At 46.2% G+C, this 13,212-nt stretch carries 11 protein-coding genes; 4 read left to right on the top strand and 7 right to left on the bottom strand.

From position 1 onward, the window contains the following. Window positions 1–48 precede the first annotated feature (48 nt). Both BGP75_RS13270 and BGP75_RS13265 read left to right on the top strand, forming a co-directional pair. Window positions 49–1,410: a sigma-54 dependent transcriptional regulator gene (locus BGP75_RS13270; RefSeq protein ID WP_076719198.1), complete on the top strand. Its 1,362-nt coding sequence runs from the start codon at window positions 49–51 to the stop codon at window positions 1,408–1,410. Between the two features lie 266 nt (window positions 1,411–1,676). Next, complete coding sequence (locus BGP75_RS13265; RefSeq protein WP_076719194.1) at window positions 1,677–2,450, top strand: ABC transporter substrate-binding protein; 774 nt, start codon at window positions 1,677–1,679, stop codon at window positions 2,448–2,450. Window positions 2,451–2,628: 178 nt separating this feature from the next. Here BGP75_RS13265 and hpf read toward each other — a convergent pair whose 3' ends face one another. Next, window positions 2,629–2,976 (bottom strand): ribosome hibernation-promoting factor, HPF/YfiA family, encoded by a 348-nt coding sequence (gene hpf, locus BGP75_RS13260; protein ID WP_076719192.1) that lies wholly within the window; start codon window positions 2,974–2,976, stop codon window positions 2,629–2,631. A gap of 282 nt (window positions 2,977–3,258) precedes the next feature. On the opposite strand from hpf, the gene nhaA reads away from it, so the two are divergent. Together nhaA and ptsP are read left to right on the top strand one after the other, a co-directional pair. Next, window positions 3,259–4,596, top strand: a complete 1,338-nt coding sequence (gene nhaA, locus BGP75_RS13255) for a Na+/H+ antiporter NhaA (RefSeq protein ID WP_076719189.1) — start codon at window positions 3,259–3,261, stop codon at window positions 4,594–4,596. A 297-nt stretch (window positions 4,597–4,893) separates the two neighbouring features. Further along, window positions 4,894–6,528, top strand: coding sequence for a phosphoenolpyruvate--protein phosphotransferase (gene ptsP / locus BGP75_RS13245; protein WP_076719184.1), 1,635 nt, complete (start codon window positions 4,894–4,896; stop codon window positions 6,526–6,528). A 20-nt stretch (window positions 6,529–6,548) separates the two neighbouring features. Here the strand turns inward: ptsP and BGP75_RS13240 are convergent, their stop codons facing one another. The 6 genes from BGP75_RS13240 to BGP75_RS13215 all read right to left on the bottom strand — a co-directional run bounded on the left by BGP75_RS13240 (window position 6,549) and on the right by BGP75_RS13215 (window position 12,808). Next, the gene (locus BGP75_RS13240) at window positions 6,549–7,862 is read right to left on the bottom strand and encodes an ATP-binding protein (protein ID WP_233152919.1); all 1,314 of its coding nucleotides are present in this window, start codon (window positions 7,860–7,862) and stop codon (window positions 6,549–6,551) included. A 53-nt stretch (window positions 7,863–7,915) separates the two neighbouring features. After that, window positions 7,916–8,548 (bottom strand): hypothetical protein, encoded by a 633-nt coding sequence (locus BGP75_RS13235; protein ID WP_076719181.1) that lies wholly within the window; start codon window positions 8,546–8,548, stop codon window positions 7,916–7,918. Beyond that, window positions 8,545–8,904, bottom strand: a complete 360-nt coding sequence (locus BGP75_RS13230; RefSeq protein ID WP_233152918.1) for a response regulator — start codon at window positions 8,902–8,904, stop codon at window positions 8,545–8,547. Before BGP75_RS13230 ends, BGP75_RS13235 begins: the two co-directional genes overlap by 4 nt. A 265-nt stretch (window positions 8,905–9,169) precedes the next feature. Continuing rightward, window positions 9,170–9,943, bottom strand: a complete 774-nt coding sequence (locus tag BGP75_RS13225; protein WP_198939356.1) for a PEP-CTERM sorting domain-containing protein — start codon at window positions 9,941–9,943, stop codon at window positions 9,170–9,172. A gap of 446 nt (window positions 9,944–10,389) precedes the next feature. Further along, window positions 10,390–12,027 carry a hypothetical protein gene (locus tag BGP75_RS13220; protein WP_076719173.1) on the bottom strand — a complete coding sequence of 546 codons (1,638 nt, stop codon included), beginning with the start codon at window positions 12,025–12,027 and terminating at the stop codon, window positions 10,390–10,392. 10 nt (window positions 12,028–12,037) lie between these two features. Continuing rightward, a complete protein-coding gene (locus BGP75_RS13215; protein ID WP_076719170.1) occupies window positions 12,038–12,808 on the bottom strand; it encodes a DUF2278 family protein in 771 nt (256 codons plus the stop codon). Window positions 12,809–13,212 lie beyond the last annotated feature (404 nt).

Genomic DNA, 13,212 nt, shown 5'->3' with positions numbered 1-13,212 from the left:
ATGCTGTTACTGGGGTATTCGAGAACAGCTAAACAAGAGACATAATTCATGGGGACTAGAGGTCAAGTGTATCTGGTTGATGACGAAGCGCTGGTTCGTCAGGCAACCGAGCAGTGGTTGCAATTGGCTGGTTTTAGCGTAACCGGGTTTGACGATGCGAAGTCGGCGCTTCAAGCAATTGATGAGAACTTCCCTGGAGTACTGATAACTGACGTAAAAATGCCGATTATGGACGGTCAGGAACTGCTTCGTGAGGTTTTGAAGAAGGTTCCGGACCTGCCTGTTATTTTGGTGACAGGTCATGGGGATGTGACTATGGCGATTCAGTCGGTTCGTGAGGGAGCCTATGATTTTATTGAAAAACCCTATGATCCTGATCAGTTGGTAGAAACAGTTCACAGAGCCTGTGAAAAACGACATCTGATAATGGATAACCGGCGATTGCAGCGCCAGTTGGCAGAGGGGTCTGGTATTGAAACGCGAATTATCGGGGTTTCAGCAGGGATCGTAGCCCTCAGAAGGGAATTGTTACGTTTGGCGAAAATAGATACCAACGTGATCATCTATGGTGAAACGGGCTGCGGTAAGGAGTTGGTTGCTCAATGCTTGCATGAATTTGGCCCTCGCAGTGCCAGACGGTTTGTGCCGCTGAATTGCGGTGCTATACCTGAAAATCTTTTTGAAAGTGAATTATTTGGTCACGAAGCCGGAGCATTTACGGGAGCATCGAAGCGACGAATAGGCAAGTTCGAATATGCTGAAGGCGGAACGCTCTTCATGGATGAAATAGAAGGTATGCCGCTGAATTTACAGATTAAGGTATTACGTACATTGCAGGAGGGGAGCATCGAGCGGTTGGGAGATAATCGTTCTTTAGCTGTGGATGTACGAGTGATTGCAGCCACTAAAATTGAACTGAAAGGGGAGGAGTCTTTTCGACAGGATCTGTATTATCGACTGAATGTCGGTCAACTCTATATTCCGCCATTACGTGAGCGCCAGGAGGATATTCCTCTGTTGTTTGAGCATTTTTCCCGCCAGGCCGCGAGCAGTCACGATATTGACTACAGCTCCTGTTCGGCCCAGGAAATGCGCAGCTTACAACAATACAGCTGGCCTGGAAACGTTCGGGAATTGCGTAATATTGCCATGCGCTATGGACTTGATCCGGGTTGTAATCTGACGGAATTGCTCGTACCGACTTCAGTTCCACTTATTGCTGAAGTCGTTGAGACGGGGTTGCCGCTGGGTATTCAAGTGCAGAACTTTGAGGCGCAGGTGTTGCGACGTTGCCTGAAAAAACACCGGGGAAATATCCTCTCAGTCATGGATGAACTGGATCTTCCCCGCCGTACACTGAATCAGAAAATGCAGAAATACGGGATTAATCGGGCAGATTTCAAGGGTTAAAAATTGCAGCCTTTCTCGACTATAAAGACCCACAGCATCATACAGACCTACTACAGCATACAAACCCGCTATAGGCGCTATGACAGGCGATTACTGCTGATGTTTGAATCAGCAATGGACGGGATCTGAAGTAACATATTGAGTAACCCCGACGCAAAGATGCTCATTACGCTTACTACTATTCCCTTTTGCAGCAGATGGGATGGTTAACTATTATAAAAGAGTAGGTGCTGTTATTGGCTCAGCTCCCGGTACGGAGAGCAGTAATGTCCGTTACAAAACGATTGGGGCTAACTCTTACTACGACCATTCTGTTCCCTGCTTTCGCATGGGGAGCATGCACCGAAGTCACTCTGGGTGGCCATCCTGATTTTCCGCCTGTTATCTGGGCAGAGGCGGGGCAGGTTCGCGGGATAGGTGCTGATGTAGCACAGCTGTTGCTGGATAAGCTTGGAGTCCCGGTTCGGCACAGTACTGGCTACCCCTACAAGCGAGTGCAGAGAATGCTTGCCTTAGGGGAGCTTGATATGGTCGGTGTCATGGCCCGCAATCGAGAACGAGAGGCCTATTCTATTTTTATCGAACCACCCTATGCATTTGCAGAGGCGGTTGTCTGGAGTCGATCAGAAGACCCTCGCCAGTTTGACAAGCTTGAAAGTCTCTCCGGTCTTTTTGGGGCGTTACGTGTTGGAACAACCTATGGTCAGCACTATGATGAATTTTTTGCGACCGATACTGTAACACGTGTCCATGATATTAATACCGCCTTCAAGATGTTACTCAATGGCAGAATTGACTATGTCGTCTACGATCGTTTACGTAGCCAACTGTTGATCCAACAACAGAGCTGGCAAGGAAAACTAAAGCATGGTTCAGGCGCTCTGAAACGTAATCCGCTCTATCTTGCGCTCTCGCAAAACTCACCCTGTGCGGAGTTGGCTCCTGTTCTTGAGAAAGGAATGAAAGAATTGCTGGATACTGGTCGTATTGCCGAGATCACCGCCAAGCATCTCCGGTCAGCAAAGGGTACGGATAAATAGGATTGGATTATCCTGCTTGTCTGAGGCCCGTTCTTTCTGGAGTTGAGGAGCCGTACATGTTGAATAGTTGAATAACTGTGACATGTTGAAGAGCTGCGACCGGAAACCACAAACCCCCTGCTATATGGCAAGGGGGTTTGGCTAGTGAACAAAAACTTAACTAAGAATTTTGTCTTGCTTACGCGAACTCAGCCTCCAGTTCTTTCTCGTCAATCAACTCGGCAGGCTTTTGAGCTCCTTTTTTGTGAGTAAGCTTTTCTTTGATTTTAGCCAGTTGCCGGTCAATTTTATCGCTTAACGCATCGATTGCTAAGTACAGATTCTCTCCGGTCGCTTTCGCGAATACGTCTTTTCCTTTGATGTGCAAAGTTGCTTCGACTTCGTCCTGGCGATCAGATTGTTCAATAATCACCTGGGCAGAACTAATTTCACCGTACTTGTTCTGGCTGGTTTCCAACCACTGTTCAATCTTCTCCTGTATGGCAGGAGATACTTTACTGTGACGATTGTTGATACTTACCTTCATCGATTTATTCCTTACTGCAGACTGCTGCAGATTGGGGGAGACACAGCTTATTTATACGCCAATACAGGCAGCTTTCAACAGTACAAAAAACTATTAAGTGTTGAATTATGATCTGGATCAAAACAGAGAAGACTGATCGTCATTGACAGCTGATTTTGATAACCGGGCAATAAAACTGGATAAGGCCAGAGAAACAGCCATAGTTAAAGAGCCGTTATTATTGAACTATCGTTATAGAACCTGCTTTCGATTGATGCTTGTTGCTGTCAGGCTGTGAGAATTATGACCCTGATAAAAACTCCTTTAGAAAAGAGCTTTGAAAAACTTTATTCTCCGTTTCAGAACTTTATTCGGGACCAGACAACCTCCAGTATGATACTGATAGTCTGTGTCATCATTGCACTTGTTATCGCCAACTCCCCCTTTTACCAACATTATGCGTCCCTTGTCGAGCTGCCATTAGGTGTTGTTGCGGGGGACTGGTCATTCAGTATGGGGGCACGACACTGGATCAATGACGGCTTAATGGCTTATTTCTTCTTCTTGTTAGGATTGGAAATTAAACGTGAAGTTCTGGTGGGCGAAATTCGCGAGTTAAATCGTCTGGTACCCGTCGCAGCGGCTGCGTTTGGTGGCATGCTGGTGCCTGCCATGATCTATTCTGCATTCAACATAGCAACCAACACTGCTCAGGGTTGGGGGATCCCGATGGCAACGGACACTGCATTTGCTGTGGGTATACTGGCACTGCTGGGGCATCGAATACCCCGAGCAGCATTTGCGTTCCTTACCGCGCTGGCAATTATTGATGATCTGGGCGCTATTCTTGTTATTGCGATATTTTACTCTGAGACCATTAGCGTTGTGCACCTTCAGATCAGCATGCTTTTGTTACTCTCATTGGTGGTCTGCAATCTGTTGGGTATACGAAAAGCCAGCGTCTATCTACTGGTGGGCGGGCTTGTCTGGGTTGCAATGCTTGGGTCGGGAGTTCACTCGACAGTGGCTGGAATACTGGTGGCGGTAACGGTGCCTGCTCGACCAAAAAAGGGGCCTGGCTGGTTTATTAATCGGGTTCAGAAATTGGTTCGCCAATTCGAGCGGCTTGAAACCGAGAAAGATGACGATACGCCTATACTGGGTGAAGAAGAGCAACATGCTGTGGTGGAAGGTGTCAAGGATGCAGCAGAGAAAGCGACGACTCCTTTAAGACGATGGGAGCGGGTATTGGAGCAGCCGATTGCACTCTTTGTGTTACCTGTTTTTGCGTTGGCTAATGCAGGTATACCAATCGATACGACACTGTTGTCTGGGTTGGGCACAGAACCTTTGGCGCTGGGTATCATAATGGGGCTTGTTGTTGGCAAAGGGATCGGTATTCCACTATTTTGCTGGTTTACCATCAGGCTTAAACTGGGTCAGTTACCATCCAGCCTGAAGATGCAGCATGTTATTGGACTTGGATTACTTGGCGGGATGGGTTTTACCATGTCCATTTTTATTAGCGGGCTGGGATTTACTGATGACCATCAGTCTTTGCTGATCGCCAAAATGGCAATACTCGTCGCTTCTGTACTGGCAGGTGTTGGTGGCTATCTGTGGCTGAGATTCAGGACCTAGTTTTGTTGTCCTGTCAGAAGACTGCGACTCAACATATTTTCAAGTTTGTGATCAGGCTCTCGGATGTGTTGAGAAGTTGCAGTGTTGAGATATCGCCTGTTGAGTGTTTTACCATTGTCGGTGTTTGTTGGGTATTACTTACCGGTCATTCTGCTTGCGTATTATACGAACCGTTTATTATCGCCATCCCTGTTGATAGCATTGGTAGAGAACAATGTGTTCAAATATACAGGAATGACTTTGAGCCTGTCTTTTTAGATACGAGGTGCGAAGTAAAGCGGAGCCAAGGGGATCAGGATGCAGGATAAGGCCAGCGATAAAACAGCAGTGACACTCTCCGGCAGGATGCTGTCTCCCGGTCTTGGCAGTGGCAAGGCCTTCTTGTACCGAGACATCCTCGGTCGATCAGATGAATTTTATGATATTGAAGAAACGGACGTCATTGATGAAATAGCGCGCTTTACAAAAGCGGTGAATAAAGTTTCAGATGATCTTAAGGTTCTGGCTGATAGTATCAGTAATGAGATGGATGACAGCCTGTCAGATGTGTTTTATGCACATATAACGATGGTGCAGGACAACAGCTTAACCTCTGAGGTAGAGAAGGAAATAAAGGAAGAGTTGGTCAGCGCGGGGACTGCCGTCAAGACTGTGTTTCGACGTTGGGAGCGACGTTTCCAGCGTATGGAAATGGAAATTGCAAAGCATAAGGCTGACGATGTCCACGACCTGGCCAGAAGGTTGATCGGATCACTGGCGGGTGTTCGTTTTCATGCATTAGAAAGTTTACCCGAAGACAGTGTGCTGATTGCCCGTCGTCTCCTTCCATCTGATACTATTTTTCTGGCTCGTCGTAATGCTGCTGCCGCGTTACTTGAATATGGAGGGGCTGGCTCTCATGCCGCGTTGTTTGCCCGGGAAATAGGGTTGCCCTGTATCACCGGTGTGGCCAATGTCCTGGAGGCGGTAACGGAAGGTGCTTTTACACTGGTCAATGCTGACGCTGCCGAGGCAATTGTAGACCCCGATCAGCGCCAGCAACAAGTCTTCAAGGCTCAATACGAGCAACTTCAGCAGGACTACCAAAAAGCGAGAAAATGTGCGCTTAAGCCAGCACTGACCGGCGCCGGACAGCACATCAAGGTCTACGCAAATGTTGTCTGCGCAGAGGAGACCCAACAGGCGGTGGACAATGGTGCAGATGGCATCGGGCTATACCGAATTGAACAAGCTTATTTGGGCCGGCAAACACCCCCTGATGCGGCTACACTCATGCAGGAAGTACACACAACTCTGGAGCCGGCCAAACATTTGCCTGTTTACGTGCGGCTGTTGGATGTGGGGGCAGATAAACCGCTACCCTTTATGGAGTCTTTGCGTGAAACCAACCCTGCGTTAGGGTTACGTGGAATTCGCTTTTTGCATGCCTATCCTGATCTTTTGCAAACACAGTTGGATGTTTTGTTACAGCTTAATGCCGAGTTTGATTTGCATATCCTGGTCCCCATGGTTACGCTTCCCGAGGATATGCAATCTGTAAGAAAGCTGCTCGCTCAACAAGTTTCAGCAACCCAACTCTCACTACCTAAAATCGGCACAATGGTAGAGACACCCGCTGCCGCGCTCTCGTTGCCTGAATTATCCCGACATGCAGACTTTTTAAGTTTTGGCACAAATGATCTGACTCAATACACCTTTGCAGCAGATCGTGAAAATGCAGATGTGGAGCAATACTTTAATGATGCTCATGAGGTTATCTTCAGACTGCTTGATATTGCTCATAAGGATCTGCCTGATGCTCAATTCTCAGTGTGCGGAGAACTGGCCGGCCGAGCAGAAAATGTATCAAGGTTGATAAAATGTGGTGTCACGACATTGAGTGTGGCGCCACCTTTAATTCCCGCTGTTAAGCAGGCTGTTCGAGAATCCTGAAAATACGCAGTGATCCTGAATCAGGCAGGAAGAGCGTCTCTGGTAGCGGGACCTTCAATCGGCAACCAAATATTGAATGTGGTTCCTTCACCTTCCTGGCTTTCCACCTCAATCTTACCTTCATGTTTATCAATAATTCCGTAGGAGAGAGACATTCCCAAACCTGTTCCCTTACCGACGGGTTTGGTGGTAAAGAAGGGCTCGAAGACCCTCCTTAGCTGTTCCTGATTCATGCCAGAACCGGTATCGGCAACAGTGATTAGTACCTTTTCACCTTTCTGGGCTGTGGTGATGGTGATTATGCCTCGGTTTTCTATCGCGTGGGCTGCATTGACCAATAAATTCAGAAACACCTGATTAAGTTGAGATCCCATACAGAATACCTGGGGAACCTCTCCGTATTGTTTTTTTATTTCAGCCTTGTACTTCAACTCATTCCAGGCCACATTGAGAGTACTGTCAATGCAACGGTGCAGATCCTCATATTTCCAGTCCCCTTGATCCACATGAGAGAAGTCTTTCAGATCTTTGACGATCTTACTGACTCTATTGACGCCATCCATCGACTCGGTCATCAAATCCCCGATATCTTCCACCAGGTATTCAAAATCTATCTGATCTTTTGTGTTGGCAATGGTTTGCATCTCCGAGGAGTTCTGGTCTAACTGATCTTCAATTTTGATATATGCTTCCAATAGTTGCACCAGGCTTGCGGTATATTTTTGCAAGCTTGTCATGTTGGATTTGATAAAACCTATCGGATTGTTTATTTCATGGGCTACTCCAGCTGCTAATTGACCGATCGCTGCCATTTTTTCTGACTGTAGCAGCTGTGACTGGGCTTCTTCGAGCTTCTTTATCAGTATCCTTTGTTCATTTTTTTCCTGTTCAAGCGTTTCCATCGTCTCTTTCATCCGCGTAGCATAGATTGCAGCATCGGTTACATCCCTGATGGATACGCAGACAGCGATCGCTTTGCCGGCAATATCCAGAACCGGCATTAACGACACGTCCTGATACATGGATTCAACGCCACCTGTTACCGGACGGTTGTGGGCAAACTTGAATAGGTAGGGGCGCTGTTCCCAGGAACTGAATGCCTGGTTTTTTAACACAAAAACCCCCTCCACCTTGCGTTCAAACCAACGTCGTGGAAAATCTGGAAACAGTTCAAAAAGATTTCTCCCCTCAACACTTTCTGCCGGCTGACCGGTATGCATTACCATGAATCGATTCCAGAACAATACCTTAATGGTACGGTCTACCAAGAACACACCAGTGTCCATGCGATCCACGACGTGCTCTTTCCAGTTGATATCAGTGATCAGATCCACTCATGCAGCCTCTGAGTAATATTCATGGATTACTTGACGTTCAGTTGTGTTAATCAGTCATCTTCAAGCAGAAAATCAAGGGTGTTTTTCAAGTGCTCAACAGCGATTTTTGGCAGTAACAACAGCATGTCGCATTGAAATTCAATTTCTTCCAGGCGGTAGCCAATCTTGATCGACATTGCCTGTTCCCATGTCAGTTGCTCGTGGTCGAGAATGCCTGCTAAGGGTATATTTGTACCGATCAGGGACGGAGCGCTAAAACCCAGCTGTTCTTCCAGTTGCTCTGCTATTCCGTTCAGACAGGCACCACTTAAGACATTGGAAATATCCAGCAGCAGCTCTTGTTCAATAGCAGCATTAGATGGCCCTTCGTGATAGTCTGCCAACTGCACCAGCTTTTCGAAATTGGTATCAGAAAAAACGACGATCGCCTCTCCGTGTAACCCTTCTTTTCCATGGGTGCTGAAAAATGCCTGTCGTACGGCAGAAACCATAAGTGAACCCATTAATTCCTGCAGTTCAGTTTCTACATTTTCGGCGCTAACAAAACCTATCGCTGGGACAGAGAGTGTCACGAATCGCTCAAACAACCTCGCCAGAGAGTTTCCTGCCTGCCCCATGGCAATATTGCAGACTTCTTGCAGACAGTCCCTTTGATCTTCTGAAAACTCGATGTGAGGGTTCATAATAGGCCGTACTGACGCAGAACATTGGTCACTTTTTCTTTATCCACCGGTTTTTGAACAAACTCCAGCGCGTGCATTTTCTTAACCCGCTCTACAGCCTGGGGTTGAATATCAGCGGAGACAACCAGAACCAGAGTCTTGTGCCCTTCTTTCTTGATCATTTCCAATACTTCAAAGCCATCCATGACTGGCATGGTCAAATCCAGAAACATCAAATCAACACCACCACTGCGAATTACTTCCATGGCTTCGGCACCATCATTAGCAAAACTGACCTCCACATCCCATTCATCAGGAAGGGATTTTTTCATTTGTTTTCGTGCCATATTGGAGTCATCGCAGATTAAGACAGACATTGCCATATTCGATCCCCGTTATATTTTTGTCCTTTTTGGATGTCTCACTAAGTAAAGTAAACAACTAATGAACTTTCAAGCAATTAGCGTATTTTACTAATCTCTGGTTGCCCCAGAGTTCGGGTCCTCCTGAACCGTTAAAACAATCAGATCAGGTTGTTAAATTGCTGTAAATCTGAGGAGTACAGCGACCAGGCAGGTCGCTGTACCGGTGTCAGTTTTCCCCAAAAATCGCTAGTGGATATTGGGAGAAACACCGTCCGGATTATTGAATTGTTTTCTTTTTCCTTTTTAAACCAACACCGGCTAAGCCCAGGCCGAGCAGCACAAGTGTACCGGGTTCTGGAACACTGTTGGGGATGATTTCAGCAGCAGTGCCCTGAACACCAACAGTAAAGCCATTCCAGTATTCGTTACTAAGACTGCGCCAGCTGACGGTGTCAAAGGCACCGGTAAAGCGTAAAGAACCGTGAGGCTCACCCGTACCTAACAGACGGTATTCAAATAGACCTCCGCCCAGGTCCACAATTTCCTTGTATGAGGTGCCACAACCCCAATAACCACAGCTATTGCCATCGCTTGCGTTACCAAAACTCAGTATGTCGAAATCCTGGTCAAATGCATAGCCATTGCCGTTGAGGCTGACGTAAGAAAAAATCGGATTAGCAATAGCTTCAGAAAAGCTCAGTGTCTGGGTGCCGGCATATCTTAACGCGATGAGATCGCTCCCAGTAGGACTATTGTCTACAAAAGAGCCGGTGTAGGGGGATGTAGAATCATCACGACCGCCGCCTCTATTTTGCCAGTAGTCCGTGCCTCCATCAGTCTGAATAAAGCCAATACCGGCCGGATTATTGTAAGTTACATCTACGGTAGAAGTGGTTGTGGTTATCGAGCCTTCAGCTGTAAAACCATTAGCGCTGTTATTACTCGTCCAGTCCGTCCAGTGGATGGGAACGGCCTGTACAGTTGTTCCAACACCAGCTAATACTGTAAACGCTAAGGTTCGCATAACATTGGGGGTAAATGATGCGATCATACTTGTTGATCTCCTGAGTTACATTCCATTGCACTTTGGCTGGAATAAATTTCATGTGAAAAAAATTCATACCCCGTAGCAAAAGCAAAAAACAGGCCATTTAAATAAAATCAAAAGGATACGCTATGGTTTAGATGAGTTCTCTGAATTATTGTCAAATAATCTGACGCTGGGCTTTCCTTCCAAAGCGTTGATCGCTTGAATATCAGGGCCCATATGCTTTTCGCCAGATGAGGATTATCAGATCGTTTTAGTCGGAGCAATTCTACCCACTGAGTCAGAATATTCTGACTGTTTGAAAGGACTCAGCCATTCCAGGACTGGCTGAGAGTATAATGGATTTATTTCCTGGTTATCTGATCTATCAGGTGTTCTTTGGGTGAATAAAATAAAAGCAGCGCCTGCCTAAAGGAAAGCGCTGAATAATGGATTTTTTATATTAATGTTTATTTATTTCGGCGTAATTCTTTATCGGTAATACGCATATTTACAGCTTTGGATTTATTAGCTTGCCATTGCATCCATTGTTTTAAAGCAATTGATGTTTGCAATGAGTAGTCCAAAGAAATCCAGCTCTTTCGACCATCTTTATAGGCGGGTACACCTTCTCCCATAACATTTACTTCCCCTTTAGATGTTTTTACCGTCATATTGAAAGGTTCACCGGCACCAACATTGGCGAAATATATAGAATCTATATCTGCAAAAGTAACGTCATTTTTAACAACTGCTGCTGCACCTGAGCGATCAACCCCCGCGGTAGAGCTATTAATAACAGGCGCGACACATTGTTTCGTCTGTGCTGAGAATTGTGAAACCAGTGGTGGAGTGACTTGATTCATATCGGGTACCGAGGCTGTACCATGACATGACATGCAAGATGAGTTGGCGTTGTCAGCGGGTCCGTTCAATCGATCATTACAGCCTAAATGTCCCATTTGACGCATTTGCGCAGATCCGCCAACTGCATTGAGACCATCAACCGTTTCCCAGATGATTACTTCTTCAGAAAAACCGTTCTCACGAGGGTTCTCCGGATAGTTAAATGCCAAACCTCCTTTTGGAGGCGTATCGTTACCCCACATAAGGCCTAAAAGACTAAGGCGCTGCCAGGGTTCTTTAACCTTTGCTTTACGTTGGCCATCCGCGACAAAGGTGCCATAAACCCATCCCGTTCCCTTAGCTCTGTGATCTTTTACGGCAATATCATATTGTAATAATCTTACATCCCCCCATTGGGCATAACTGCGTGGGCATTGATTGCTTTCTTCCACCAAAGTACATTCACTTTCCCCGTCACTGGGTATGCAGCCACAAAAGTCCGGGTCTGATATGTTTGCGTTCCAACTGGGCATATTTTCCAGAACGGGAAGTTCGCGCACAGTCGAAGTGTTAAACAGCGGCTTGGCAATAACGGCTCCTTCTTTGAATTTAATATCTTCTGTCGGTATTTTAGCGGTGCCATCTGCCAGCCAGATCTGACCCAGCGTATAGGCTGCCGTTGCGTTATAGATACCTACAGCCCACATCGTAGAAGAATCAGTGCCAGTGCCGTTGTTGACGGAGAAGGTAACCGGCGCTTCCCGGGTTAATCCATGGGTGAACTCCCGGCCACTCATTGCATCATAAGTCTGGAAAGGAATGTGATACCAGGGGCGGACAGGGTTCTCACAGACATCGTAATCCAGTTGGCCTGGCTGGTTGATATTGCCCTCCTGTGAGTAATTCAGTACCAACCACGCATATTCTTCAGCCAGTACTTTTTTGGTTGCCTGGTCTGTATATTCCAGAAACAGCGCATCAAATTTTGCGTCACGCCAGCCTTGATTAGCGGAATCATCCACCAGTTTTGTTGGATATTTGTCGGACAGTTTAAATACAGGTGCGTCCCATGCCTGTGTGGGGGCATTACTGATCTTTTGGCCGGCCCACATTTCTGCAAATTTGGGGTTAACATCTTGCCAGTAGCCGGGGTAGGTGCCGGTACAGGTGTTAACAGCCTGGTACTCGGCAGATTGTGCGGCAGTGGTAAATGCACAGGACAAGCAGGCAACGGAGATTGCTAGTGGTTTGATAAATTTCATTGTCTTGCTCCTATACGCTTTCGGCCAGGTCGGCACTATCTGCGAGCTTTGTATGCTGGGTGGCTATGCAATTACCTTTTGCGTCGGTATTGAAGCATTGGCTGGCAAAAGCAAAAAACAATGCACTAAATGTTCCATCAGTATGTTTAATGAACAGCGCTCCATCCTGATATGGACCATTATCTTTCGACTGATACTGACTTGCGGGAGTACCTTGATTCAGGTGTACATCGTCGACACCACGTGGCGGGAGTTGTTGCTCTCTATGACGGCGAGCTCCATACATATGTTGATCACGGTAGCGTTCATTGTCGTGATAATAGGCTTTGTGGTGCTGATGGTCGCTGTCATCATATTTTGTCCCAAATACAATAACATTCGTCCCGTCGGTTAAGATCTCTTCCAGCCTGGTGCTGATATCTGTGGCGGATATGGGTTGGGTGTCTTTCAATGCATTAACATTAAAGATTGGCTGATGGATCAGGTCCAGAGCTAAACCATCGGGTTCCGTGTCCAGTCGAGTAAATCCGGGCTCTATCTCTGAGAATTTTTGGCCGAATGCCTTAGATATATCAAAGTTGTTGATGATTAACATTCGAACGTTTGGCGATGGTGAACTCTGAATATCAATATTAACCTGATATTCCTCGCTGTTTTCATTGGTGACTTCACAAATTAAATTAAAGTGACTCATTCCCGAGTATTTAGATGTTTTCTCTCCTTCATCCTTTTTTATTGTTGCGTTTAAAACACCGTATATCTTATTTTCTGGAAATGGCATATCAATTCCTTTTTGATAAATTAGTTAAGCCAGTGAGTTCTGCATAAGGCCGCAGAGTATTAAAAATACTCCTGAATAAATCGCCTTCATTCCATTTCTCCTTGGCAGTATGAGGTATAGTTTAATAATCAACGAAACACAAAAAATATTGTTGCCGAGTGTTATTTACCCTGATTGAAAGCGAGACTTTCTGAGTTTTCATGGTGGCCAACGTTGTTGCTGAAGAACCTATAAGCAAATCCCTTGATCCCAAAGGGCGTCCCTGGAAAGGTTTTCTGCCGTACCATTAAAAATAAGCAGTCAGACAGCTTGGAAAGGACCTGTCACCTCGATACGATGTGTTGGGAACCTATGAACAAGTCCATTCGGCCTACAGAGAACACAATGGACTTATTTACAGAGTC

The sequence above is a fragment of the Motiliproteus sp. MSK22-1 genome (genome assembly GCF_001968815.1).
In the GTDB taxonomy this organism is placed as follows: domain Bacteria; phylum Pseudomonadota; class Gammaproteobacteria; order Pseudomonadales; family Balneatricaceae; genus Motiliproteus.
This window is presented reverse-complemented; position numbering and strand designations above follow the sequence as displayed.

Coding starts and splice junctions, on each gene's coding strand:
- BGP75_RS13270 (WP_076719198.1), top strand. CDS start 49: ATGGGGACTAGAGGTCAAGTGTATCTGGTTGATGACGAAGCGCTGGTT.
- BGP75_RS13265 (WP_076719194.1), top strand. CDS start 1,677: ATGTCCGTTACAAAACGATTGGGGCTAACTCTTACTACGACCATTCTG.
- hpf (WP_076719192.1), bottom strand. CDS start 2,976: ATGAAGGTAAGTATCAACAATCGTCACAGTAAAGTATCTCCTGCCATA.
- nhaA (WP_076719189.1), top strand. CDS start 3,259: ATGACCCTGATAAAAACTCCTTTAGAAAAGAGCTTTGAAAAACTTTAT.
- ptsP (WP_076719184.1), top strand. CDS start 4,894: ATGCAGGATAAGGCCAGCGATAAAACAGCAGTGACACTCTCCGGCAGG.
- BGP75_RS13235 (WP_076719181.1), bottom strand. CDS start 8,548: ATGAACCCTCACATCGAGTTTTCAGAAGATCAAAGGGACTGTCTGCAA.
- BGP75_RS13230 (WP_233152918.1), bottom strand. CDS start 8,904: ATGTCTGTCTTAATCTGCGATGACTCCAATATGGCACGAAAACAAATG.
- BGP75_RS13225 (WP_198939356.1), bottom strand. CDS start 9,943: ATGATCGCATCATTTACCCCCAATGTTATGCGAACCTTAGCGTTTACA.
- BGP75_RS13220 (WP_076719173.1), bottom strand. CDS start 12,027: ATGAAATTTATCAAACCACTAGCAATCTCCGTTGCCTGCTTGTCCTGT.
- BGP75_RS13215 (WP_076719170.1), bottom strand. CDS start 12,808: ATGCCATTTCCAGAAAATAAGATATACGGTGTTTTAAACGCAACAATA.